The sequence below is a fragment of the uncultured Campylobacter sp. genome, assembly GCF_938045625.1.
In the GTDB taxonomy this organism is placed as follows: Bacteria; Campylobacterota; Campylobacteria; order Campylobacterales; family Campylobacteraceae; genus Campylobacter_A.
In genome coordinates this window covers 1-22,045 of sequence record NZ_CALIAV010000044.1, presented here as the reverse complement: position 1 = coordinate 22,045, position 22,045 = coordinate 1, and the positions used below count along the sequence as shown (strand labels likewise).

Below are 22,045 nucleotides of genomic sequence, written 5' to 3'. Positions count from 1 at the left end.
CCAATTTTCAAAATTACCAAATTTTGCGGTTTAAATTTAACTCTTTTACTATCTGAGTAAAGCTTGCTATCTCGCTCTCGTAAAGCGCTATGGTTTCGTTGTTTATTAGCGATTTGCGGATATCTGGCTCAAAGTCGTCGCGCCAGGTCTCTACGGCGATAAAGATTTGATTATCCTTAAAAACGGCATTTACGGGTGCATCTAGCCTGAGGCAAAGCAAAGTAAAATTTTCCATCAGCGCCGGGCTAAGCGCGTATCTAGTGCCGATCTGATCGGTCGTATAGACGTCAAATATCTCCTTGAATCTCGCGTCGTCCATATTTGCCTTCTGCCCGTAGATGGCTAAATTTCGCGAATTTACGTGCGCGATTTGCGTTATGGAGCTTAGCTTTTTATTAAAATCCGCCTTAAAAAGTACGCCTTGAAACTGCACGACCGTCTCGGTGCCGTTTTTCTTTTTCACCTTTTTGGCTGCGTAAAAGTCGCTAAATTTGACGCTAACGCCATCTATATTGCCCCAAACAAGATCCTCACTACTCCACTCATCGACCCTGCAATCATAAATCGTAAAAAAATCATCAAGCCCTAGCCCACGGTCTTTATCGTAGCTAAGGCCGTGCTTTTTTACGATATTTTCTATGATTTGACGTTTGAAATTTGCCCTAAATTCGCGCCTTTTAGACGCAGTCAAAAGGCCGGTCGTCGCAGCATACGAGATCGCCCCCAGCGTCACTCCAAAAATCGCGTCTAAAAAATACGCCGCAGCTGCGCCTACGCAAACGCCTACCGCAAGGGCGATTAGGCTTGCTTTTTTGACGGCGGCTACTAAATTTACGCGCTCGTTTTCTAGCTCGCTCAGCTCAGCAACAATCTCGCTAGAGACGAAATTTTGAGCATTTTCGTTTGGAGTTTCCGCAGGTTTTGTATAAAAATTTGCTATAAATCCGCAAACTGATGGAACAATAAAAAGAACGGCTATGGCGCCGATAAAAAGGTAGCTAAATGGCTCGTAAAGCCCGTAGTTTAGGAGCGCGCTTGATAGCGCAAAAAGGGCTGGCGCGGCGATCAGGACGGCAGCTACGCGCATGAGTTTTTTGAGCGCGTTGGCACGTTTTGCCTTGGCGTAGAGCTCGTCCGTATCCGCCATCCTCGCTCCTAAATTTGCCTAAACTCACGAGCTAGCTCTAGACTCGCCTCGATCTCGGCGCGCTTTGCCATCACGCTTTCGATATTTGCGCTCAAATTTAGCCCGTTTTCGTTGCCAAATTTCTTTAGTTCGCGCCAAATTTCTTTGATTATCTCGCAACTTTGTGCCAGATAGTCCTCGCTAGCGTTTAACCGCACCTCGACTGCGCTTGGCACGCTAACACCCAGCCATTTGATAAACTCTAGCGTTTTTGGATTGCCCGCCGTTGAAAACGTGAGAAATATCGGCTCGGTTATCTTTGCGGCTGCGCAGTCCCCTAAAAATTTACGCGTCACATCCGCGTCAAAAACGGCCTGCGAGATGAAAAACTTCGCCCCAGCCGCGATCTTTTCGCGCATCCTTTGCGGCTCGTCGCCCTTTTTAGCGTGACGTTCGGCGATACACACTCCGCCGACGGCTAAATTTTCAAATTCGCCAGCGATCTCGTACGCGCGAGCCAAATTTAACCGCACTTTTTGCGTGCTAGACGTAGCCCCCACAAGCACGTTTAAATTTGAGCTTTGTTCGGCTAGCGCCGCGCGAAAAGCGTCCTCGTCGTAGCCACTAGCCACGCGGTAAAAAACGCTCGGAGTCACTACGTTTAGGTAGTCTCGGTAGTAAATTTCTGGGCTTAGCGTCCCGCTGAACTCAAAAGTCCGCTCGCTTTCGTTTCTCTCGCTCTCGTCTTGCACCTCGTAAAGTACGAGCCCGTCGGCGTTTATGCTCTCTATCCTACCCGTCCAGCGATCCGAGATGTCGCGCAGCTTGGACTCCTCAAATTCGGCCTTGGGCGGCGTTAGTCCGTAGAGCACGAGCCCCTTTTCTTTGTTTAAAATTTTTTCTTTTAGCATGAAATTTCCAAATTTAAAATGTAGAAAATCGCGCCGTTTGCGGTTAAATTTACACTGCAACGGCGCGTGCGCAGGATAAATTATTCGCAGCTACCGACAAATTTGCTCCGTGTCAAATTTGAGCGGGTCTTAAAAATCATCGCCCAAAATTTAGCGGACAAAAGCCGCTCTCATCGCAAATTTAAGCGGCAAAAGCGGCAAATTTATCCGAGTTGCAAGCGGTCGAAATTATGAATTTCTTACGATTTTGACGGCTTCGACCATATTTTTTAGGCTCGGCTCGACCTCTTCCCATTTGCGCGTTTTTAGGCCGCAGTCAGGGTTGATCCAGAGCTGTTCTTTTGGCAAAACCTCGAGTAGCGCACGGATCTGGCGCACGATCTCGTCGGTACTAGGAACCCGCGGGCTGTGGATGTCGTAGACGCCTGGGCCGACTTCTTGTTTGTAGCCGACGGATTTAAAGATCTTTAGCAGTTCGTTGCCGCTGCGAGCGGTCTCGATGCTGATTACGTCGGCGTCCATCGCCTCGATAGTCTTTATGATGTCGTTAAACTCGGAGTAGCACATATGTGTGTGGATCTGCGTTTTAGGCTCGGCAGAGCTAACGGAGAGCTTAAAGCAATCAACCGCAAATTTCTCGTACGCAGGGATGTTTTCGGCGCGTAGCGGATAGCCCTCTTTAAACGCCGCTTCGTCCACTTGGATGATGCGGATACCGGCATTTTGCAGGTCTGCGATCTCGTCAAATATGCAAAGCGCAAGCTGCTTGGCTACTTCGCTGCGAGGTAGGTCGTCGCGCACGAAGCTCCAGTTTAGCATGGTTACAGGACCCGTTAGCATGCCCTTCATTATGCGGCTAGTGCGGCTTTGGGCGTATTTCATCCACTCGACCGTCATCGCTTTTGGACGGCTCACGTCGCCAAAAAGTAGAGGTGGTTTCACGCAGCGGCTACCGTAGCTTTGCACCCAGCCGTTCTCGCTAAAGGCGTAACCCTCGATCTGCTCGCCGAAATACTCGACCATGTCGTTACGCTCAGGCTCGCCGTGGACTAGCACGTCTAGGCCGATATCTTCTTGAAATTTGACGCAGTCGTCGATGTATTTTTTGATACCGGCTTCATAAGCGGCCGCGTCGATCTCGCCTTTTTTGAAGTTTTGGCGAAGCACTCTTAGCTCGACGGTTTGCGGGAAGCTGCCTATCGTCGTAGTCGGTAGGATACCGTAGTTTAGGCTTTCGCGTTGGATTTTGATGCGATCTTCAAATTTATCTTCACGCTCAAATTTGACTAGATTTTTCACGCGGTTTTGTACGCTTGAGGAGTGGATCAAATTTGACGTCGCGCGGGTTTTAACCGCAGCTTTGTTCTCTTCGTAAATTTTGCTCTCCGCCGCATTTAGCGCTACGCCGTTGGCTAGTTTGGTTATGATTTTGATCTCGTCTAGTTTTTCTACGGCAAAGCTCAGCCAGCTTTTGACCTCGGAGTTTAGTTTTTCTTCGTATTTTAGGGTATAAGGCACGTGAAGCAGCGAGCAGCTAGGTCCGACGTAGAAATCTTTGCCGCCGATTTTCTCGCCGATCTCGCGGACTAAATTTACCTTTTCGTCAATGTTGCTTTTCCAGATATTTCGTCCGTCGATGACGCCTGCAAATAGCGTTAAGTGACTGTTTTTGATAGTTTCAAGCGCTTCGAAATTTCTTTTTCCGTGAACGAAATCAAGTCCGATGCCGTAAATTTTAGTTTTCGCTACCTCGGCGACCGCTTTTAGCGCGTGTTCGAAATACGTCATAAATAAGATTTTTACGTTGCCGGCGGCTTCGGCTAGTTCGTTATATACTTTGCCGATGACGCTAAGCAGAATATCTTCGTTTTTATCGGTCGCAAAAATCGGCTCGTCAAACTGCACCAAAATCTCATCGTCAAGCGTCGAAAGTAGCTCAAGAAGCTTTTTGTATTCGGCGACTAGAGCGTTTAGGTTTTTAAACGGGCAGCTGCCGTCTGTGGTCTTTGAAAGCGCCAAAAATGTAATAGGTCCGATCAAATTTACCTTGCCTTTTACGCCCGCAGCCTTTGCCTCTTCGTATTCGGCGAGGATTTTTGATGCGTCGAGCTTAAAGGTCGTCTCAGCGCTAAGCTCAGGCACGATGTAGTGGTAGTTTGTGTTAAACCACTTCGTCATCTCCATCGCTACGCCGGTTTTGTTACCGCGCGCGCAGGCAAAATACTGCTCTCGTCCGCTCAAATTTGCAAATCTAGGCGGTACGGCGCCAAACGCAACGATGCTATCAAGCATAAGATCGTAAAATGAAAAATCATTTACGCTGATGGCCGAGATTTCGGCGTCTTTTTGGTACTGCCAGTGTCTGTTTTTTAGCGTTTTAGCGACGCTTAGCAAATTCTCCTCGCTAAAGCCCTCTTTGCCGGCCCAAAGACCCTCAAGTGCGCGTTTTAGCTCTCTTTTTTCTCCGATTCGCGGGAAACCCGTAACATAACTTTTTATCATTTTGATTCCTTTAAATTTTGATTTTTTATTTTTAAATTTTAAGCTCATTCAAAGTCGCTCAAAAGAGCGGGCTTAGAAACGGCGGGTGGCAACCGCTTTTTCTCAAACTAAAATAGAATTTATAAAAAACCCTGCTAAATAAATTTCGCCCAAATTTCAGATGCTGCTTCGCTTTGTTTTTAAAAATGCAATTACAATGCGCCCCTCGCGGCGATAGAAATAAATTTATATTAATGTTTAAAAACGTGAAATTATTTAAAAATTCGGTTGTTTTTTTAAAGTCGTTTGCGGTTTTTTTGCTAAGATTAAAGAGTCTCAGGCATGGGGCAAGGCATTAAGCTCATCCTTTGGGGTCAAATTTGAGCCGTATTATAAAGATTTTTAAAAAATAAATCAAGAAGTTTTTATCAAATTCGGGCTAAATTTGAGGCAGGCCGTCGCCCGCCTCGTAAGCTCGCCTAGTCTTTTTTGCCTTTGTTTAGCGATTTTAGCTTGGCGTCGGTGTCGTCCGTTAGCATCGTGAAGATTTCGTTAGTCAGATTACGAGTTAAAGCCTTGGCTTCCTTCATCATATTTATCGAGAATTCGTTTAGTAGCTTGTTTGCTTTGGCTTTGTCTTTTTTGTAGAGCTTGACGTATTCGTCTTCAAATTTAGCCTGTTTGACCGCCAGCGCGTCCTCAAACTCCTTGTAGGCCTTTTTTACGACCGGCGAATACTTATCGTAATCCATCATAACGAGAGTTTGCAGCTTTCTATACGTCCAGTAGATCGACTCGTCGTCGGCCTTATACGAGCCCTTGTCGTAGCCGTCGATAAATTTATCTAGCCCGTAGTAATACGGCAAATAAACGCCAAGATCAGACATACCAAGCGCCACGTAGGTTACTCGGCCGATTTCTTGCGGTAGCCACGGGCGCACCTGCATCACGTGCGACTCGTAGGTTCTAAAGACGCTCACGGCGCGGTAGATATTTTTTTGATTTTCGTCTTTGCTGGAGTAGTTATCGTAGGCGGTACCGTCATAGTGGGATCTGAGCGCAGTTTTTAGATCCTGTACGCTTAGCTTTTTAGCCGGTTTTAAAAATACCGGATAGCTGCCGCCATCAAGGGTCTGCTTGTCTTTTAGCTCGGGATTAAACATCTGCTGCACCCAGCAAACGCGCGGATAGTTGTAAGTCATATCCCTCTCGTCGTCTCTGGTGTAGGCTTTCGTAAACTGAAATTCGCCGTCTTTTGCCGGATCGTAAGCGCCGTTATCTTGGGCAAATTTGATCAAATTCTTTGACCCCATGAAATTGGGATCGTTTTCTTTGTAGTTTTGTAGTCTGCCCTGATTTGCGGAGACGAAGTATTCGTCTTTTGGTAGCTTAACCGCCATCCAGTGATGACCCGTGCCCGTTTCAAAGTACCAAAGCTCGTTTTTATCCACGAACACGACGCCAAAACCCTCTCCTGCACCCGTAGTTTCTACGATCTCGCCGAGCAGCTTCACGCCCTGCGCCGCGCTTTTCATACGAGGCAGCAAGACGTCGGGGATATCGTCCTCCGTGATGCCGGTAGCTTCGTTATACGGATCGATTTTTAGCAGTTCGTCTTTAGCATATATGGTCTCGGTGCCGCTGATGCCGACGCCCGCGTCATTGTAGCCGACCGCACCGTGAAGCTTGGTGTGGGAGTTTGCTATCGTCGTGTATCTCATTCCCTCTTTTGGCAGCGGATATGTGAAGTCATTTGCTCCGTCATGCGCCTTTGAGCTGTGGACGCCTTTTTGATTGGTTTTTTTGGGATGTATCAAAAACACCTGCGCCTTTACCGCCTTGCTATCGGCGCTCCTAGCTATCAACATAGAGCCGTCGTTGGAGGCCCCTCTCCAACCAAAATAGTCGTGCAAGCTAGCGCGTTTGCGCAAAACATCGCGCTTATTACCGCCGCAGAGGCGAGAAACTTTATCTTCATCGTTACTCCTTGATTTGAGATAATAAATCTAAGCGAAATTATAGGACTAAAAATATTAATTAAATCTAAAATTTAAGCTATTTTCAAGATTGTATTGTAAATTTGTTTTGCATTTTGACGCGCGCGCCTTCAAATTTAAATTTATTAAAGAAATTTTAGGTATAATCCCACTCTTACGCGTAAGGCGTAAAAGAAATTTTAAAAGGATTAGTATGCCTAAGATGAAGACAGTTCGCGGCGCTGCTAAACGTTTTAAAGTGGGCAAAAACAAGATCAAAAGAGGCTCTGCTTTTAGAAGCCACATTTTGACTAAAAAATCTCGCAACCGCAAGAGAGATTTACGCTCGCCTCAATACGTAGACAGCACAAACGTCGCAAGCGTCAAAGCGATGCTCGGAATTTAAGTTTTTGACAAAAAGTCATTCCAAACTCCCCCGAATTTGGGGCAAGACTCACTCAGTGAGCGCCGATTTGTAAAGGATAAATATGGCAAGAGTAAAAACAGGCGTAGTTAGAAGAAGACGCCATAAAAAAGTTTTAAAACTAGCTAGAGGTTTTTTCAGCGCTAGACACAAACACTTTAGAAAAGCTAAAGAGCAATTAGAAAGAAGTTTGGTCTATGCTTACCGCGACAGACGCCGCAAGAAACGCGACTTCCGCCGCTTGTGGATAGTGCGCATCAACGCTGCGTGCCGCCTAAACGACATTAGCTATTCGCGCTTTATCGCGGGACTTAAAAAAGCAAATATCAAGCTTGATAGAAAAATCTTAGCCGATCTAGCTATGAATGACGCAAAAGCTTTCAGCGAGCTAGCTTCAAAAGCAAAGGCTGCTTTATAATACCCAGGGGCGGTTTCCCGCTCCTTTTCTCTATATCTTTGGTTTAATAAAATTTATTGTTTTTCTCCGATCTCAATAAAACAAATTTCGCTCCAAATTTTAATTTTTGTTTTTCGTTTTTTCCGATAAAATACCGCCTCAAATTTAAGGAGCAAAAATGGATATACAAAAACTAAATCAAAACCTAAACAAACTCAACAAATTTTTATTTATTATCTTAGGCATCGCCGTCGCGATCTGGATCGGCGTAGAAGTTTTTATAGGCAGTAAAGTAGAATACGCAAAAGAGCAAATGAAAGAAAATCTATGCGAAGCATCAAATGTGCAAGAAATGCTGGTGCGACTAAATTCAGGTCTCCCGAGAAAACTAGATGAGATAAATACGCTCGAAAAAATCAGCTGTGAAAATCGTCGCATCATTTATCAATATGCGCTTGGAAAAGGGCTAGAAATGGATGAAAACGCGCTAAATGATAAAGATATAGCCGAGCTAAAAGACGAGCAAACAAAGGAACTCAAAAAAGAATTTTGCGAAGATATGCGATTAAAGGCGGTACGAGAGATAGCTGACGGCGTCGATTTTGTTTATTATATAAAGAACAAAGAGCTTATTCGGGTAAAACTTGAAAGCAAAGAGTGCAAATAAACTAAAATAATCAGCGTAGCTTGCGTCACAAGTAGCAGCAGGGCTAGATATGACGCCAAACTGCGCTGCCAAGCAACTAAAGCAGTGTTTAAATAGCATAAAATGCCGTGTCATAACAGGTTAAGCTATTTTTTCCAAAAAAGACCCGGTTTCATCTCTTAAATTTTGCAAATCACCGCTATTATCTATAACAAAATCCGCCATGGCGCGCTTTTGCTCGATATCAGTTTGTAGCTCCACACGGTGCTTTGCAGCGGCGTAATCCAGCCCGTTTCGCTTCATCACGCGCGCGATCAGCGTATCTTTAGGCGCATAAACGACCGCCACTTTGTCGAAAAACCCATACCTCTTGCCCTCGAAAAACAGCGGAATATCGACGAAGTAAAGCCTTCCTTTCGCCTCCAAAGCCTGCGCCTGCGATAAAATTTCAGCTGTTATCTTCGGATGCAGCAGCGCTTCGAGCTTTGCAAGCTCCGCCGGGCTTTTAAACACCAGCTCGCCTAGCTTTTTGCGGTCCACCGAGGCGCACGAATCGGTCAAATTTTTCTCATCGCCGCTAGTGTCAAATTCCGTGTGTGAGCCTAAATTTTCGCCCTGTGCGTCTTTTTGCATGACGTATTGCGTGCCGAAAATTTCAGCCACCTGCACGGCGCAGCGATCCAAAACGTCATGCGAAATCTTATCGGCGTCGATGATCTCAAATCCGCGATCACGAAGTAGCTCGCAAACCGCGCTCTTGCCGCTACCGATACTGCCCGTGATGACGACGGCGTGTTTAAATTTCAAGGTGGGCCTTTATAGCGTTTTTATTCGATTTTAGCTAAAATCTGCGAAATTATACCATCTTGGAGGAAAAATTTGATAAGCTACAAAGACGCTGGCGTCGATATAGACGCGGGAAATGAGTTCATAAACGCGATAAAACCGTTCGTCAAAAGGGCGCAAACTCCGCACGTTTTGGGCGGTATCGGCTCGTTTAGCGGCGCGGTGAGGCTGCCTGCGGGCTACAAAAAGCCCGCGATTCTGGGCGCTACTGATGGCGTGGGTACAAAGCTACGACTCGCAATCGACGCGCGCAAATTTGACGGCGTAGGTCAAGACCTCGTCGCGATGTGCGTAAACGACCTCATCTGCAACTTCGCCGAGCCGCTATTTTTCCTCGACTACTACGCGACGGCGAAACTCGAGATCGCGGACGCCAAAGAGGTCGTAAAAAGCATCGCCGAGGGCTGCAAACTCGCGCGTTGCGCGCTTATCGGCGGCGAGACGGCGGAGATGCCCTCGATGTATGAAAAAGGCGACTTCGACCTCGCGGGCTTTGCCGTGGGTATCGCCGAAGAGGACGAGATCGACCGCAGCAAATTTGTGCGTGAAGGCGACGTGCTCATCGCGCTTCCTAGCAGCGGCCTGCACTCAAACGGCTTCTCGCTCGCACGAAAAGTGGTCGCCGAGCTGGGGCTAAAATTTGACGACAAAGTGGACGGTCGCGCACTCATCGACGTGCTTTTGGAGCCGACTAGGATCTACGTCGGCGACTTTTTAAATTTAAAAGATAAAATCCACGCGCTCGCACATATCACTGGCGGTGGCATCGTGGAAAATCTGCCGCGCGTATTTCCGGAGGGGCTGGGCGCGAAGATCGAGCATGCCGCGATCCGCACGCCTGAGATCTTTAAAATCATCGCGCAAAAGGTAGAGCCCGCCGAGATGATGAGAACGTTTAATATGGGCGTAGGTATGATCGTCGTAGCGCCGAAAGAAAACGTAGCTTTCGTACTAGCAAATACCGACGGCTACGTCATCGGCGAGATCGTAAAAGGCGCGGGCGCACAGCTAGTTTAAGCAGGCAAATTTAACTTTGGCTCGCCGCAAAATACGCTACGAGCCAAAGATTTTTAGGTGGCAAATTTATGTTGCCAACCGCTCCTCTCAAAAACCACTGCTTTTGTTTAAATTTGACCATAATATTTTCTGCAAAATCATATCTCAAACCGGGCAATTTGTTAGTAAAATTTAGTATGTTATGGTATAAAGTTTTTACTTTATCTGTTTGTAAATTCTATATTCAAAAGCCGATTTTAGCGCTAAATTTTAATAAAACTAACGTTAGCGTTTGTTAGCTCTTATATATCAAACATTATCTAAACTCCAAAAATTAAATATTGTATTAAATAAAAATATTAAAGTATAAATTTAATGCTTCTTGGCTAGAATTTGGTAAATTTTAAATACAAAGGACGGGCGATGAGCATAAATTTAGATAGACTTAAGGCGCTTTTTAGCGAGATAAACGCAATCAACGACGAGAGTTTCGGCGCTGGGATGAGCCGCCTAGCCTACACGCGCGAGGACAAGGCCGCCAGAGAGCTATTTATCGCGCGCTGTAAAGAGGCGGGGCTAAAAGTACGCATAGACGCGATCGGAAATATCTTTGCTAGGCGCGAGGGTACAGAGCCTGAACTACCGGCGGTAGCGTTTGGCTCGCATCTAGATACCGTGATAAACGGCGGCGAATTTGACGGCATCCTAGGTGTCCTGGGCGGGCTAGAGCTGATTAGATCGCTAAACGACGAGGGCGTGCAGACGCGTAGGCCGCTCGAGCTCATCGTCTTTGAGTGCGAGGAGTCGAGCCGATTTAACATCGCGACGCTTGGCAGCAAGGTAATGTGCGGCAAGCTTGGTTTTGAAAAACTTAAAGAGGTGCGCGACTTTCAGGGACGCGCTATCGGCGAGATTTTTGCGGAGTTTGGCATCGATCTAGCGAGCATCGAAAAGGCTAAAAATTTGACACCAAACTACGAGAGCTTTTTCGAGCTACACATTGAGCAAGGGCCTCTACTAGATAACGAAAATATCCAAATCGGCGTCGTGAGCGCCATCGCCGCGCCGCATAGATTTAGCGTGCGCGTGCAGGGCCAAGCTCAGCACTCCGGCACGACCGCGATGAAGTACCGTCACGACGCGCTTTGCGCGGCGGCGCAGATAGTGCTGGCCGTCGAGAGCATCGCGCGCGAAAACGCGGCAAACGGTATGGTGGCGACCGCGGGCAACTGCACGGTAAAACCGGGCGTTATGAACGTCGTGCCAGGCGAAACTACGCTACTAATCGACCTGCGCGGCATTGACCTGTGCACGCGCGAGGCGGCATACGAGCAGATCCTGGCTGGAATCTCGCGCATCGAGGCTCAGCGCGGCGTCAAATGCGAGATCAAGCAGCTAGCCTTCGATGAGCCATGCGCGCTGGACGGCCGCCTCATCAAACTCATCGCCCAAAAAGCCGCGGCTCTCGGGCTTAGTCATGAAATCATGCCAAGCGGCGCGGGGCATGATGCTATGCATATGAGCGCGCTATGTCCTACGGCGATGATTTTCATCCCGTCTAAAGACGGCATCAGCCACAATCCGGCGGAATTTTCCAGCTGGAGCGATATCGCTAACGGCGTAAATTTACTAAAAAACGTGGTTTTAGAAACGGCGGAGAGAGCTTGAGCCTAAGGCTAAATTCAGCAGGCGGCGAAAATCAGACAAAGACGGCTTAAATTCGCATTTAGCGCAAAACATTCGTCTTAAATTTCGGTTTAAATTTCGCTCGCTTTTTCGGCGACTCGGCGGCTAAATTTGGATTTTAGTTTTACGAATTTTGCGGATGATTTAGCCCTAAAACGGGCTAAAATTAAAACATAGTATCGTCATTTTCGCTTTTTTCGGGTATGTCTTGGATGATATCCGGACGCTAGACGATCTTGCTGTTCTTGACCCGAAATATATCCATAGCCGCCCGTCTGCGGTCATTCGCGTTTAGCTTGACGCGATTGTGGATGAAGATCGCCGCCCCAACCTATATGTTAGATCTGCGCACTTGTTTGCGTTTGCACGGGTTGCGCCGCATAGACCTGTGATAAGCTCGCCGCTACAGCCAAAGAAAGCAGAATTTTTTTATTTTGGCACTTTAAATTTGTTTTAGTTTAAAATTCGCGATAAATTTTAAAAGCGAAGCATTGTGGTTAAAAATAGATGTAAAGTCAATAATTGCGGCCAAGCGCTTTATTTTGGGTTAAGGTATAAATTAAATTTAGCCGACCGACTCGGCCGACTAAATTTTATCGCAACACTACAGCTCCGCGTTAGCCGCGGTTATGTCGTAGTTGTTTTGAAAGCCGCTATTCGTATTTACGACTCCTAGCAGCTTGATGTCGCCCTGGTCTAGCTTGCCGTTGCCGTCGTCCTCGATCTTATAGATGTAGTTATAGGAGTACGAGTTGCTCTCTTGCTTGAGGTTTTTAGCGATGAGCAGGGCTTTTGCGCCTTTTTCAAACGACTCTTCAAACACCTTTTTAAGCGCGTTTAGCTCGCTATTTGCGCCGCCGCCTTGATTTGACGGCGTAAAGCTTAGCTCGGCTTTATAGATTTTGCCGTCTTGCAGCGTTGCCTTTTGCCCGTTTGCGTTCAGGTTAAACTCACCCACGCTTAACTGCTTGCCCTCAAATACCTTTGAAAAATCAAGCTTATCGTCTGCGCCGAATTTCTCCAGCTGCCAGTTTTTCTCGTCTTTATCTGGCGTAAAGATGTATTTGCCCCCGTCCGCGCTCGCGGTTTTGCCGTCCTTTAGTGCCTCGCTTATTTTTAGTGTTTGGCTAGGGGCAAATTTGCCTTTTAGCTCGCCTAGCTGCGAGGCGGTTAAATTTATAGGCTTATCATCGCTGCTGCTAATGCTTGCTATTTTGTCTTTGTTTGAGATTAAATTCGCCAAATTTTGCTTTATGTTTTCCGCCGTATCTAGCAAATTTAGCCCGCCGGCGCCTTTTGCCACTTCGGTCGCAAACTGCGCCGCGCTAAGGCTTTTTGATGCGGCCGCTAGCACGATGTTATCCGCGCTAAGATTAAAGTCTCGGTGCGCGCTAACGGAGCCTATATATTTTACCTCATCCTTGGTTATTACGTTATCGCTGTTATTTTCGACCTTATATATCTCAAAACCGCTGTAAGTTTTAGCTAGGATTATCGATTTTTCGTTGCCTGCGGCTTTGGTTAAAAAAGCCTTACCTTCGCCGAAAATCTTATCAAACCCGGACGCAAAGCCTGCCGCCGTACCGCTAACGTAGTAAATTTTGCCGTCTTGTAGCTGCGTTTGCGCGTCTGCGGCGACGTTTAGATCGCCGATAGACGTTACGTTAGAAGCTAACCTGGAGAAATCAAGCTTGTCGCCGTTAGATAAGGCATTTATAACGACTCTAGACGCGTCTTGCTTAAAGGTAAAGGTTTCTTTGGCGTCGCTTGCGTAGACCGAGCCTGTTACGTTTGTTATTTTTAGATTGTCGTCTGCGGCAAATTTAAAAGTTTCAAACGTATCCTTATCAAGCTCTAAAACGCCGTCTCCTTGCACGTCGATCTGTTTTTTGGCATTGCCGGCGCCAAAAGATAGCCCCGCAAAGGCCTTTAGTAGCTTTGAACCGTCCGCATTTAGCTCTTGCGCGCTTTGCTTTAGCGTGATTTGCGTGCCGTATTTAGTATGCAAATTTAGATCGTTAAGCTTAGCTAGCTCTTCCACGTCGCTCGCGCCGAGTTCGATGTTTTTATCGTTTAAATTTAGCGTTTCTATCTTTGAAACATCCGCCGTCTTTAAAAATTTCATGATTTTTTTAAAGTCGTCTGCGATATCAAATTTGCCTTTTCCTACGAGTTTAGCGGCAAATTTAGCGTATTCGTCTACGCTTACTTCTAGTGTTTTGTTGATTTCAAAGCTATCCACCTTGTCGCTTAGCACGGCATCCTTATCGTTTGAGCTAACGCGCGTTAGTTTTATGTTATCGTTAGCGTCAAATTTATCCGCGCCGATTTTATTAAAATTCGTAGCCGAGATTTTTAGCTCCGCACCATCTGAGGTTTTTATGGATTTTATCTTTTCGCTGAAATAATTCAGCCTATTTTCTACTGCGTTTTGTAAATTATTCGCGCTATCTTCGATCTCTAGGGCGCCGTTTGCGATCTTATAGCTTGAGAGCTTGTCGCTAGATAGAAAGCCTTTGCCGAAAATTTCGTAAAAATCAGCCGCGCTTAGCTTTTGCGTATTAGCTATCGCGCCGTCTTTTAGCTTGTCGCTAAACGCGCCTAAAGCCTTTAGAGACTCTTTACTAAACGCGTCTTTATCCGTTAGCGTTACGGCCGAATTTGCGATTTTATCCGCAGCATCTTTGTTGAGAGACGTTAGTTCGGCTACGCTTAGAACGGCCGATTTTACCGCGCCGTTAGCAAATTTAGCGGCATTTTGAGCTAACGTTTGTAGCTGAGCGTTTGTTAGCGTGCTATCTTTGCTAAGCTCTACCGCGCCGTCTGCGATCCTGTCTTTTAGCGCACCGCTTAATATATCCTTAGCCTTTTCAAAGCTTGCGACTAAAGATTTTATATCGCCGTTTTGCTTGAGCTCGAATTTAACTCCGCCCGTAGTTATGTTTGAGTACGCGTTAGGTAGGATTTTATCTCCTAGCTTGCCGGATAAAAACGACTCTTTGGTTATGTTTTTGGCTCCGTCTAAATTTAGCGAGCCTAGATACTGCGCGCCGTTTTCAAACGAAAAATCATCGCTTGATATCTTTGCGACGTTGCCTTTGCCGAAAAACTCGTAAGTCGTATCGCCGCTTTTTAGCGCGTCGCCTTTTTGCGAATTTGAGCTTAAGCTTTGTTCGTCGTAGGCTTTTACCGCATCTTTGGATTGCGATTTTTTCGCAGAACTAAAGGTATAAACGTCGCCGTTATCAAATTTAACGGCCTTTATGTTTAGCGCATCCGCGTCTAAAGGCTTGGTGGCTTGCGCGTCTTGGTAAAATTTGCCCTCTTTTTTATAGACGCTTTCCGTGCCGTCTAGCTTAAGAGCGGGCGCATCGTCAAAGAGCTTGGTAAAGCCCTGCGCGTCGGTTGCCTTGATGGCGCCGTCGGCTAAAATATTTTGCTTTAGCGTAAAGGCTCCGTCTTTTGTGGTCGGATCAATGCTTACGCCTTTAAATACGATCTTTAAATCATCCGAGTTGCTAAAGCCCGAGTTTTTGCCGTTAGCGTAGAGGATAGTGTCGTCGCCGTCTTTGATAAACTGCTTTGCGCCCGCTTGCAGTCCGTCCTCGTTTTGAGCCTGCGTAAGCGAGTCTGCGCCTCCTGCAAATTTGACCTTGTCGCCGGGTTTTGCGCCCTCTATGACGACGGTGCCGGTATGCGAGTTAAAATGCGGAACAGCCTCTTTATTTGTAACGTAATAAGTCGTTTGTCCGTCTTTTACGAGCTTATAAACCATACCGCCCGCGCCTTTATCTACTTTTTGCGCGCTGACGCCGTCTGCCGTGCCCTCTACCAGGCCAAACGGCCGCTCGAAAAAGCCATTGTCGTTAAATTTAACGCCCGATCTAGGCTGGAGGCTGTGGCTATAAGGGACGCCGTTTTCTTGATCTTTGGCGCTAAATTCGTGCCCGTCTTTGGTAAATGCGCCAAGTATCGCCGTGCCTTTTTCCGCCTCCAAGCTATCGCCCGTCGGGAAGTTTTTTACCGTATAAACATCGGCTTTTAGCGTCTTGCCCTCGGCGGTTTTAACCGCGCCGTTTTGGACCGATAAATTTATCTTTTGATCGGCACTTAAATTTACACCGTCATTATCCGCACTTCTTATGCTTACGAAGTATTTTTTACCGCCGTGTTCTATCTTCGCCGAGTAGCCGATGACCTCGGTCGATGAGGCGGATGCTAGCATCTGTTTTAGCGCGCCCTCTACGCCGTCGTTTGGAGTAGGCTTAGGTTGCGGCTTGGGGTCTGGAGTTGGGGTCGGTTTAGGACCCGGCTGAGGTTGAGGTTTTGGATCCGGCGTAGGGTCAGGCTTAGGATCCGGCGTAGGGGCGGGTTTTGGAGCGAGTTCTTTTGAGATTTCATCCTCCGTTTTGCCGGTTACGCCAGAGATGATTTTTACCTTAGAGTTGGCATCTAGCGCAGCGTCTAACTTTGCCTCGTCTACGGTCAAAATTAAGCTTTTAGCGCCCGCTAGCACGGCGTTTTTGATGTCGCTTGCGTTTGAGTGGGGTGTAATGGTTTTATTTATCTGCATAAAAGCTTTTAGTTGCTCTTTTATATCGCCGCCGTTTGGAACGTCTTTAATGAGGTCCGCTACGACGTTTGAGGCGATTATCTTGTTTATCAAGAGATTATGCGCGTTTTTCGTAGCTTCGTCGGCGGCACTTGAGTGAACGGGGTCGCAAGCGGCCTTTAGCATATCGGCCGCGACCTTTCCTCTATCTTCGCCGTCGTTTAGCTTTTTCGTCCAACCGGCTTTGCCCTCTTTGTCTAGATTAGCTCCGCCTTTGCCAAATACGTTAGCGTATATATGCTCGACGAAATTTGCGTTTTCGTTTACGCTATCGCCGAAAAACTCTTTTGCCGCTACTGTGTCTAGCATCGTGTTTGCGATGGTAGACACGCTTAAATTTTGCGTATTTGCAGCACCCAGCCAAGCCTTACTGCCCGAGCCTTCGCTCGATCTGCCGAAGAGTCCGACGTAAAGCGCAGAAATTTGCGTCTGAGTTATATTCATAACGATCTCCTGGATTTAGATTAAAAATATAGGAAATTGTAACAAATCTAACTGAAATCAATTCTTAAAATTATAGCAAAAATATATAAAATAGTAGTTACATTAAATTTTTAAGTTTTTTAAAATAAATTCGGCTCTCTTACATAGTTTTTTTGTTCGTATTCTTTGCCCGCATCGTGGTCTTTTAGGAGCTTAACCACGACGGGGCTAAGCGCAATGATGGCGATCAGGTTCGGAAGCACCATGAGACCGTTAAACATATCGGCCAGCTCCCAGACGAAATTTATCTTTAGCAAGCTGCCCGCAAACACAAATCCTACGACTAATATCTGCAAGATTCGCACGAATTTGGCTCCAAAAAGATAGCGTACGTTGATCTCAGCGAAGTAGTACCAGCCCAAAATCGTCGTAAAAGCAAAGAAAAACAAGCAAATCGCCACGAATCCATAGCCGCCCGCATGCCCCAAAACATGCGTCGAAAACGCCTCTTGCACGAGCGAGATACCGGTTAGCACGGCTTTGCCGTTTTCAAAATGTATCACGTCGGCGCTAAGCACGACAAAAACGGTGATATTTAGCACGATAAAGGTATCGACAAACACGCTCATGATACCGAGCACCGCCTGATCGACTGGGTGTTTGACGTTAGCCGCGGCGTGCGCGTGGGGGGTCGAGCCCATGCCGGCTTCGTTTGAAAACAGTCCGCGCGCGATACCGTATCTCATCGCCGTAGCGATCGTGGCCCCTGTCGCGCCGCCCCATGCTGCGGATGGATTAAACGCGGCTTCAAATATAAGCGCTATGACACCGGGAATTTTATCAAGATTAAAGCAAATGATCACAAGTCCGACCGCGACGTAGAGGATTGCCATGATAGGCACGATTTTTTCGGCAACTCTGGCGATGGCTTTGACGCCACCGATAAAGATCATAGCGCAAATCGCCGCCAAAAATAGTCCGCTCGCCCACTGCGGTATGCCAAACGCGCCCTTAAATCCGTCCGAGATCGAGTTGGCCTGCACCATGTTTCCCATAAATCCGAGCGCCAAGATGATCGCCAGCGCGAAAAACGCTGCCAAAAGCTTGGCATAACGGCTCTTTAGTCCGCGGCTGATATAAAACGCCGGCCCGCCGATCATGTGGCCGCTGTCGTCTTTGGTGCGGTAAATTTGCGCGAGGCAGATCTCTGCGAAATTCGTCGCCATGCCTAAAAACGCCGCACACCACATCCAAAATATCGCGCCCGGTCCGCCCATGATGAGCGCGGTTGTGGCACCCACGAGGTTACCCGTGCCCACCTGCGCCGCGACGGCCGTAGCGACCGCCTGAAACGAACTCATGCCCGATTTTCCTGCCGCTTCGCCGTGCAATGAGAAGTTGCCAAAAAGCCTATTAAGCCCCATTTTAAACTTAAAAATCTGTACGAAACGAAGCCTAATCGTAAAATAAAGCCCCGTACCGCAAAGTAGCGCGATAAGGAAATACGGCCCCCAAAGGAATGAATTTATAGAGCTTATGAGGTCGGTGAGCATGGATTTGCCTTTATTTTTTAAAATTTTTCAAGTATATTTAAAAAAATATAAAACTAAAATAAATAATAAAAATTTTTTAGCCTATTTTAAAAATATAGGTAAAATTTGAGTTGAATTTGACAGGGCGGGTGGTTTTAAAGGATATTCTTGATTTGGACGGCGGGTTTTGTTTTAGTTGGACTTTCTCGCTGCTTTGCAAATTTAACGGCGGTTTTACGAGATTTTGCCGAGAAATTTAACAAGTCTGTAAAAACCCAAAAACTAAAAACGTAGCAAATTTGACCGCAATACTTCCTCTAAAATTTAATAAGCCGGTAGGGCAAATTTGAGTCGGCGTAAATTTAACCCTTAGATTTTATTTTAACCAGCCACTCGTCCAGCGTCTTTTCAAAGCCGATGCCGTTGCTCTCGTAAAATTTAAGCGGCTTTTCAAGGTATTTTTGATCTACCCAGCCGCCGAAACTGTGCGGATACAGATAGTCCTTGGCCTCGGGCGCGGTGTTGATGAGATAGGGCGGGATGGCTAGCGGCGGCTCGTTTTTCACGTAGGCTAGCGCGGCGTTTATGGCCTTGTAGCTGGAGTTTGACTTTGGCGAGTGAGCCAGATACATCGCGCATTGAGCGAGAATTATGCGCGCTTCGGGAAATCCAATCTTGCTAACGGCAGCTAGCGCGTTAGCGGCTAAATTTAGCGCGTTAGGATTGGCGTTACCGATATCCTCGCTGGCAAATATCGCCATCCTTCGCGCGATAAAATCCGCACTCTCGCCAGCGTCGATAAGCCGCGCCAGATAGTACATAACGGCATTTTCGTCGCTACCGCGCAGGCTTTTTATAAACGCACTTGCTAGCCCGTAATGCACATCGTCCTCGCTAACGCCTTCGCTAACCGCGTTAGCTCTTAGCGTTTTTAAATTCTCTAACGTTATTTCTTCGCCCAGACTCACGGCAAACTCGAGCAAATTTAGCAGCCCGCGCGCATCTCCGCCGCTACTTTTTACGAGATAGGCTTTGGCTTCGTCCGAGATATCAAATTTGACCTCGCCCCTCACGCGCTCAAGCAATTTTTCAAAATCCTCGCTCGCAAGCGGCTTAAACTCAAAAAGCATCGAGCGGCTGCGAATGCCAGAGCTTAGCGTGAAATAGGGATTTTCCGTGCTGGCTCCGATGATGGCGGCGCGGTAGTTTTCCATCGGGATTAACAGGGCTTCTTGCTGCGTTTTGCTGAGGCGGTGGATCTCGTCGATGAAAAATAGCGGCTTAGAAAGCGCATTTTCGTGGTTTTTTAGGATTTTGCGAAATTCGTCGATCTTTAAATTTCCGCCATCAAATTCGTAAAAATCATACTCCATCGACCGTGCGACGACGCGAGCAAAGCTAGTTTTGCCGCAGCCTGCAGGCCCGTAAAATATGCTGTGCGGGATTTTTTTGTTTTCGATAAATTTTTTAAAAACGCCCACCAGCTCGCGCTGTCCACATATCTCGTCTAAGCTGCGCGGGCGAAATTTCAAGGCGAAATTTTGCAAATTTGCTCCTTTTAAATTTTAAGGCATTATAGTCAAATTTAAATTAAGAAGCGGATTTGCGGGAGCGGGCGGGTCAAATTTGAGCGGGTAAAAAAGCAAAATTTGATGTTAGCGCCCTGCCCTCGCAAACTCAAATTTAGACAAAAACAAGCCGTCAAAAACGGCAAATTTAATGGCTAAAGCGGACCTAATTTAAGCTAAATTTAGTCAAATTTAGTCCGCTTGCCGAGTCAAGCTAAAACGTTTTTTCAAAATCTACGTAGAAGTTTCTGCCTTTGCCCACTCTGGTCGTATTTTTAAATCCGTTTGCGAAAATGTATTCTTTATTAAAGATATTGTTTACGCCAAAGCTGATTTTTAGCCCTTTGTTTAGCAGATAGCTGTCGAAATTTTTCGGCTCCCATCTACCTTTAAAATTTACGATAGTAAAGGTTTCGTCTACGTATTCGTATTTTTGACCGCGCACGACGTAGTATTTCTCGTCGTTGTTAGGTCTAAACCAGTGCGTCATATCGCCGCCCAGACTAAGTCCCCACGGCTCGTATCTATACATCGCGCCTAAAGTTAGCTTGTCGGCGTAGACGGTGAGTATCTTTTTGGTCGCTTTGTCGTAGATTTTCGTATGGTCGTATCCGAGCGAGAATGTAAGGTTGTTTATCGCGTATTTGGACTCGATCTCGACGCCTCGGCGCTTTGCGTTATCGACGTTTTCGTACATACCGTAGCGTCTGCCCGGCGCTTCGGCGTCAAACGGCGGGTTGCCCTTGTCCGGTCTTGCTTTTAGATTTATCATATCTTTGATGTTGCCGTCGTAGTAGGTAGCCTTAAAATACAGCTCGTCGTCGCCCAAAAGCCCCTGCTTATCGACAGAAAAGCCTACTTCGTATTCTTTTGCGATTTCAGGTTTTAGGTCGGGATTTGGTATGTACCAGTAGTGCGGATTTAACGGGCCGGCCGATGACGTCTCGTTTGGCGTCGGTCCTCTAAATGTCTCTGCGTAGCCTGCGAGTAAATTTACGCCGTCAAAGACCTCGTACGCAAGGCCGAGTTTTGGAGAAAACCTAGACTCGGAGTATGAGTTGTGATCGCCGTTTTTGACTCCGCGTTTAAATTTATCAAACCTGCCGCCTAAAGTAAACTCGAATCTACCTACGCTAAATACGTCTTGCGCGTATATACCGAGGTCTTTGTAAAAATTTGGAAACGAACCAAAGTCGCTAAGCGCACCGTTGTGCCAAAATATCGCGTCCTCTTTTCTGTGTTCGTAGTCGATACCGGTGACTAGTCTGTGCTCTAGCACGCCGGTTTCAAAGAGGCTTTCGTTTTTGAGCCTAACACCCCATCTGTCGTCTTTGTTTTTGTAGTCGATGTAGACGGGATTGCCTCTGCTAAAGCCCGTTCTGATCCTATGATTTAGAGCTTTTGCGTTGTAATACTGAGCGGAGAAATTTATCCATCTGTTATTTAGCGGAGTGTACTTATATATCACACTATAGTCTCGCTGTTTTAGACGTCCCGAGGTAGGTAGCTCCGCGTCCTCACTCCAGAAAAGCGACTGCCAAGGCGAAGAGGAGAATTTTTCGTGGTAGTTAAATACACTAGCCTCCAAAGCATGCTCGTCGGTTATCGCCCACTCGGTTTTGGCAAAGACAGTGTTTACCTGCTCGTCGTTTTCCGCGTATTTCACGCCCGAGCGCTTGCCGTCTCTAGCCATCTTTATCTTGCCAAAGTCCGCGTGCTTGCCGTATAGTAAAAGGCCGAAATTTTCCGTAGGTTTAGCTGCGATGGCGGCTCGATTAGAGTTCATGTGATTACTTTCCTGACGATGGCCGATCGTGACGCCGTAGTCGCTGCCCGGGTTTATAAAGTCGCTCACGTCTTTGGTTCTCATACTAACGATACCGCCGACTGCGCCGCTACCGTGCAGCACCGAGCTAGCACCCTTTACGACCTCGACGCGTTTTAGCAAGTCGTTATCCACGCGAAAGGTTGAAATTTGATTAGAAAAAAGCGAAGGCGAGCGCTTGATACCGTCTTGTTCGATGATGACGCGCGCTTCGCTTTGGTAGCCAAAGCCGCGGATGTTGTAGTATTGGCCGACTTGTCTACCGTGGTCGTTGCCAAGCATCACGCCGGGCACTGAGCCGATAGCGTCGATAACGGACGGCGATTTAACTAGGTCGTTTTGATTTAGGACGCTGACCTGGCCGGCGTATTTAGCGACGTCGGTTTCGCTCCTGTTTGCCGTGACGGATACCATATCTAGCTTTACAGATCCCGTAGCATTACTATCGGCTCGCTTAAATTTGCCGTCCACTCCTCCAGTCTGCGCGAGAGCCGAGGCTGCGCTCAGCAAAACTGTAGCCGCTATAATGCTAAATTTACCCATAACATCCCCTTTATATTAAGAAATTGATAATAGGTATAATTTTATCTATTTTT

At 46.9% G+C, this 22,045-nt stretch carries 14 protein-coding genes and 1 pseudogene; 6 read left to right on the top strand and 9 right to left on the bottom strand.

Translation table 11 applies throughout. The annotated features are described in order from the left end of the window. Positions 1–13: 13 nt before the first annotated feature. The 4 genes and pseudogenes from Q0386_RS04050 to Q0386_RS04035 form a co-directional block, all read right to left on the bottom strand. Positions 14–1,147, bottom strand: a complete 1,134-nt coding sequence (locus Q0386_RS04050) for a DUF3137 domain-containing protein (RefSeq protein ID WP_299027434.1) — start codon at positions 1,145–1,147, stop codon at positions 14–16. An 8-nt stretch (positions 1,148–1,155) separates the two neighbouring features. Beyond that, on the bottom strand, positions 1,156–2,037 hold the full coding sequence (locus Q0386_RS04045) for a methylenetetrahydrofolate reductase (protein WP_299027431.1): 882 nt from the start codon (positions 2,035–2,037) through the stop codon (positions 1,156–1,158). A gap of 228 nt (positions 2,038–2,265) precedes the next feature. Beyond that, positions 2,266–4,539: a 5-methyltetrahydropteroyltriglutamate--homocysteine S-methyltransferase gene (metE, locus tag Q0386_RS04040; protein WP_299027428.1), complete on the bottom strand. Its 2,274-nt coding sequence runs from the start codon at positions 4,537–4,539 to the stop codon at positions 2,266–2,268. A 458-nt stretch (positions 4,540–4,997) separates the two neighbouring features. After that, a pseudogene (locus Q0386_RS04035) lies at positions 4,998–6,496 on the bottom strand (C69 family dipeptidase). 212 nt (positions 6,497–6,708) lie between these two features. Between Q0386_RS04035 and rpmI the strand changes: the two are divergent. The 3 genes from rpmI (at position 6,709) to Q0386_RS04020 (ending at position 7,982) form a co-directional block, all read left to right on the top strand. After that, on the top strand, positions 6,709–6,900 hold the full coding sequence (rpmI, locus tag Q0386_RS04030) for a 50S ribosomal protein L35 (RefSeq protein ID WP_002944195.1): 192 nt from the start codon (positions 6,709–6,711) through the stop codon (positions 6,898–6,900). Positions 6,901–6,982: 82 nt separating this feature from the next. Further along, complete coding sequence (gene rplT, locus Q0386_RS04025; protein WP_299027421.1) at positions 6,983–7,336, top strand: 50S ribosomal protein L20; 354 nt, start codon at positions 6,983–6,985, stop codon at positions 7,334–7,336. A 157-nt stretch (positions 7,337–7,493) separates the two neighbouring features. Next, entirely contained in the window at positions 7,494–7,982 is a 489-nt protein-coding gene (locus Q0386_RS04020) for a hypothetical protein (RefSeq protein ID WP_299027417.1), read from the top strand. A gap of 120 nt (positions 7,983–8,102) precedes the next feature. Here Q0386_RS04020 and coaE read toward each other — a convergent pair whose 3' ends face one another. Continuing rightward, positions 8,103–8,768: a dephospho-CoA kinase gene (gene coaE, locus Q0386_RS04015; protein WP_299027414.1), complete on the bottom strand. Its 666-nt coding sequence runs from the start codon at positions 8,766–8,768 to the stop codon at positions 8,103–8,105. A gap of 72 nt (positions 8,769–8,840) precedes the next feature. Here coaE and purM point away from each other — a divergent pair, with 72 nt between their 5' ends. Then, positions 8,841–9,824 carry a phosphoribosylformylglycinamidine cyclo-ligase gene (gene purM / locus Q0386_RS04010; protein WP_299027412.1) on the top strand — a complete coding sequence of 328 codons (984 nt, stop codon included), beginning with the start codon at positions 8,841–8,843 and terminating at the stop codon, positions 9,822–9,824. Between the two features lie 402 nt (positions 9,825–10,226). Further along, entirely contained in the window at positions 10,227–11,471 is a 1,245-nt protein-coding gene (locus Q0386_RS04005) for a Zn-dependent hydrolase (RefSeq protein ID WP_299027409.1), read from the top strand. Between the two features lie 622 nt (positions 11,472–12,093). On the opposite strand, the gene Q0386_RS04000 is transcribed toward Q0386_RS04005, so the two are convergent. Continuing rightward, positions 12,094–16,545: a hypothetical protein gene (locus tag Q0386_RS04000; protein WP_299027406.1), complete on the bottom strand. Its 4,452-nt coding sequence runs from the start codon at positions 16,543–16,545 to the stop codon at positions 12,094–12,096. Between the two features lie 119 nt (positions 16,546–16,664). Next, positions 16,665–18,077 carry a sodium:alanine symporter family protein gene (locus tag Q0386_RS03995; protein WP_299027403.1) on the bottom strand — a complete coding sequence of 471 codons (1,413 nt, stop codon included), beginning with the start codon at positions 18,075–18,077 and terminating at the stop codon, positions 16,665–16,667. Between the two features lie 147 nt (positions 18,078–18,224). Between Q0386_RS03995 and Q0386_RS03990 the strand changes: the two genes are divergently transcribed. Further along, complete coding sequence (locus tag Q0386_RS03990; RefSeq protein ID WP_299027400.1) at positions 18,225–18,350, top strand: hypothetical protein; 126 nt, start codon at positions 18,225–18,227, stop codon at positions 18,348–18,350. A 68-nt stretch (positions 18,351–18,418) separates the two neighbouring features. Here the strand turns inward: Q0386_RS03990 and Q0386_RS03985 are convergent, their stop codons facing one another. Together Q0386_RS03985 and Q0386_RS03980 are read right to left on the bottom strand one after the other, a co-directional pair. After that, positions 18,419–19,603, bottom strand: coding sequence for a replication-associated recombination protein A (locus tag Q0386_RS03985; protein ID WP_299027398.1), 1,185 nt, complete (start codon positions 19,601–19,603; stop codon positions 18,419–18,421). A 235-nt stretch (positions 19,604–19,838) separates the two neighbouring features. Next, the gene (locus tag Q0386_RS03980; RefSeq protein ID WP_299027396.1) at positions 19,839–21,992 is read right to left on the bottom strand and encodes a TonB-dependent receptor; all 2,154 of its coding nucleotides are present in this window, start codon (positions 21,990–21,992) and stop codon (positions 19,839–19,841) included. Positions 21,993–22,045 lie beyond the last annotated feature (53 nt).

Bases quoted from the DNA above. Each gene is read 5' to 3' on its own strand.
- rpmI (WP_002944195.1), top strand. From the start codon at position 6,709: ATGCCTAAGATGAAGACAGTTCGCGGCGCTGCTAAACGTTTTAAAGTG.
- Q0386_RS03980 (WP_299027396.1), bottom strand. From the start codon at position 21,992: ATGGGTAAATTTAGCATTATAGCGGCTACAGTTTTGCTGAGCGCAGCC.
- Q0386_RS04045 (WP_299027431.1), bottom strand. From the start codon at position 2,037: ATGCTAAAAGAAAAAATTTTAAACAAAGAAAAGGGGCTCGTGCTCTAC.
- Q0386_RS04005 (WP_299027409.1), top strand. From the start codon at position 10,227: ATGAGCATAAATTTAGATAGACTTAAGGCGCTTTTTAGCGAGATAAAC.
- Q0386_RS04020 (WP_299027417.1), top strand. From the start codon at position 7,494: ATGGATATACAAAAACTAAATCAAAACCTAAACAAACTCAACAAATTT.
- Q0386_RS04000 (WP_299027406.1), bottom strand. From the start codon at position 16,545: ATGAATATAACTCAGACGCAAATTTCTGCGCTTTACGTCGGACTCTTC.
- Q0386_RS04050 (WP_299027434.1), bottom strand. From the start codon at position 1,147: ATGGCGGATACGGACGAGCTCTACGCCAAGGCAAAACGTGCCAACGCG.
- metE (WP_299027428.1), bottom strand. From the start codon at position 4,539: ATGATAAAAAGTTATGTTACGGGTTTCCCGCGAATCGGAGAAAAAAGA.
- Q0386_RS03995 (WP_299027403.1), bottom strand. From the start codon at position 18,077: ATGCTCACCGACCTCATAAGCTCTATAAATTCATTCCTTTGGGGGCCG.
- rplT (WP_299027421.1), top strand. From the start codon at position 6,983: ATGGCAAGAGTAAAAACAGGCGTAGTTAGAAGAAGACGCCATAAAAAA.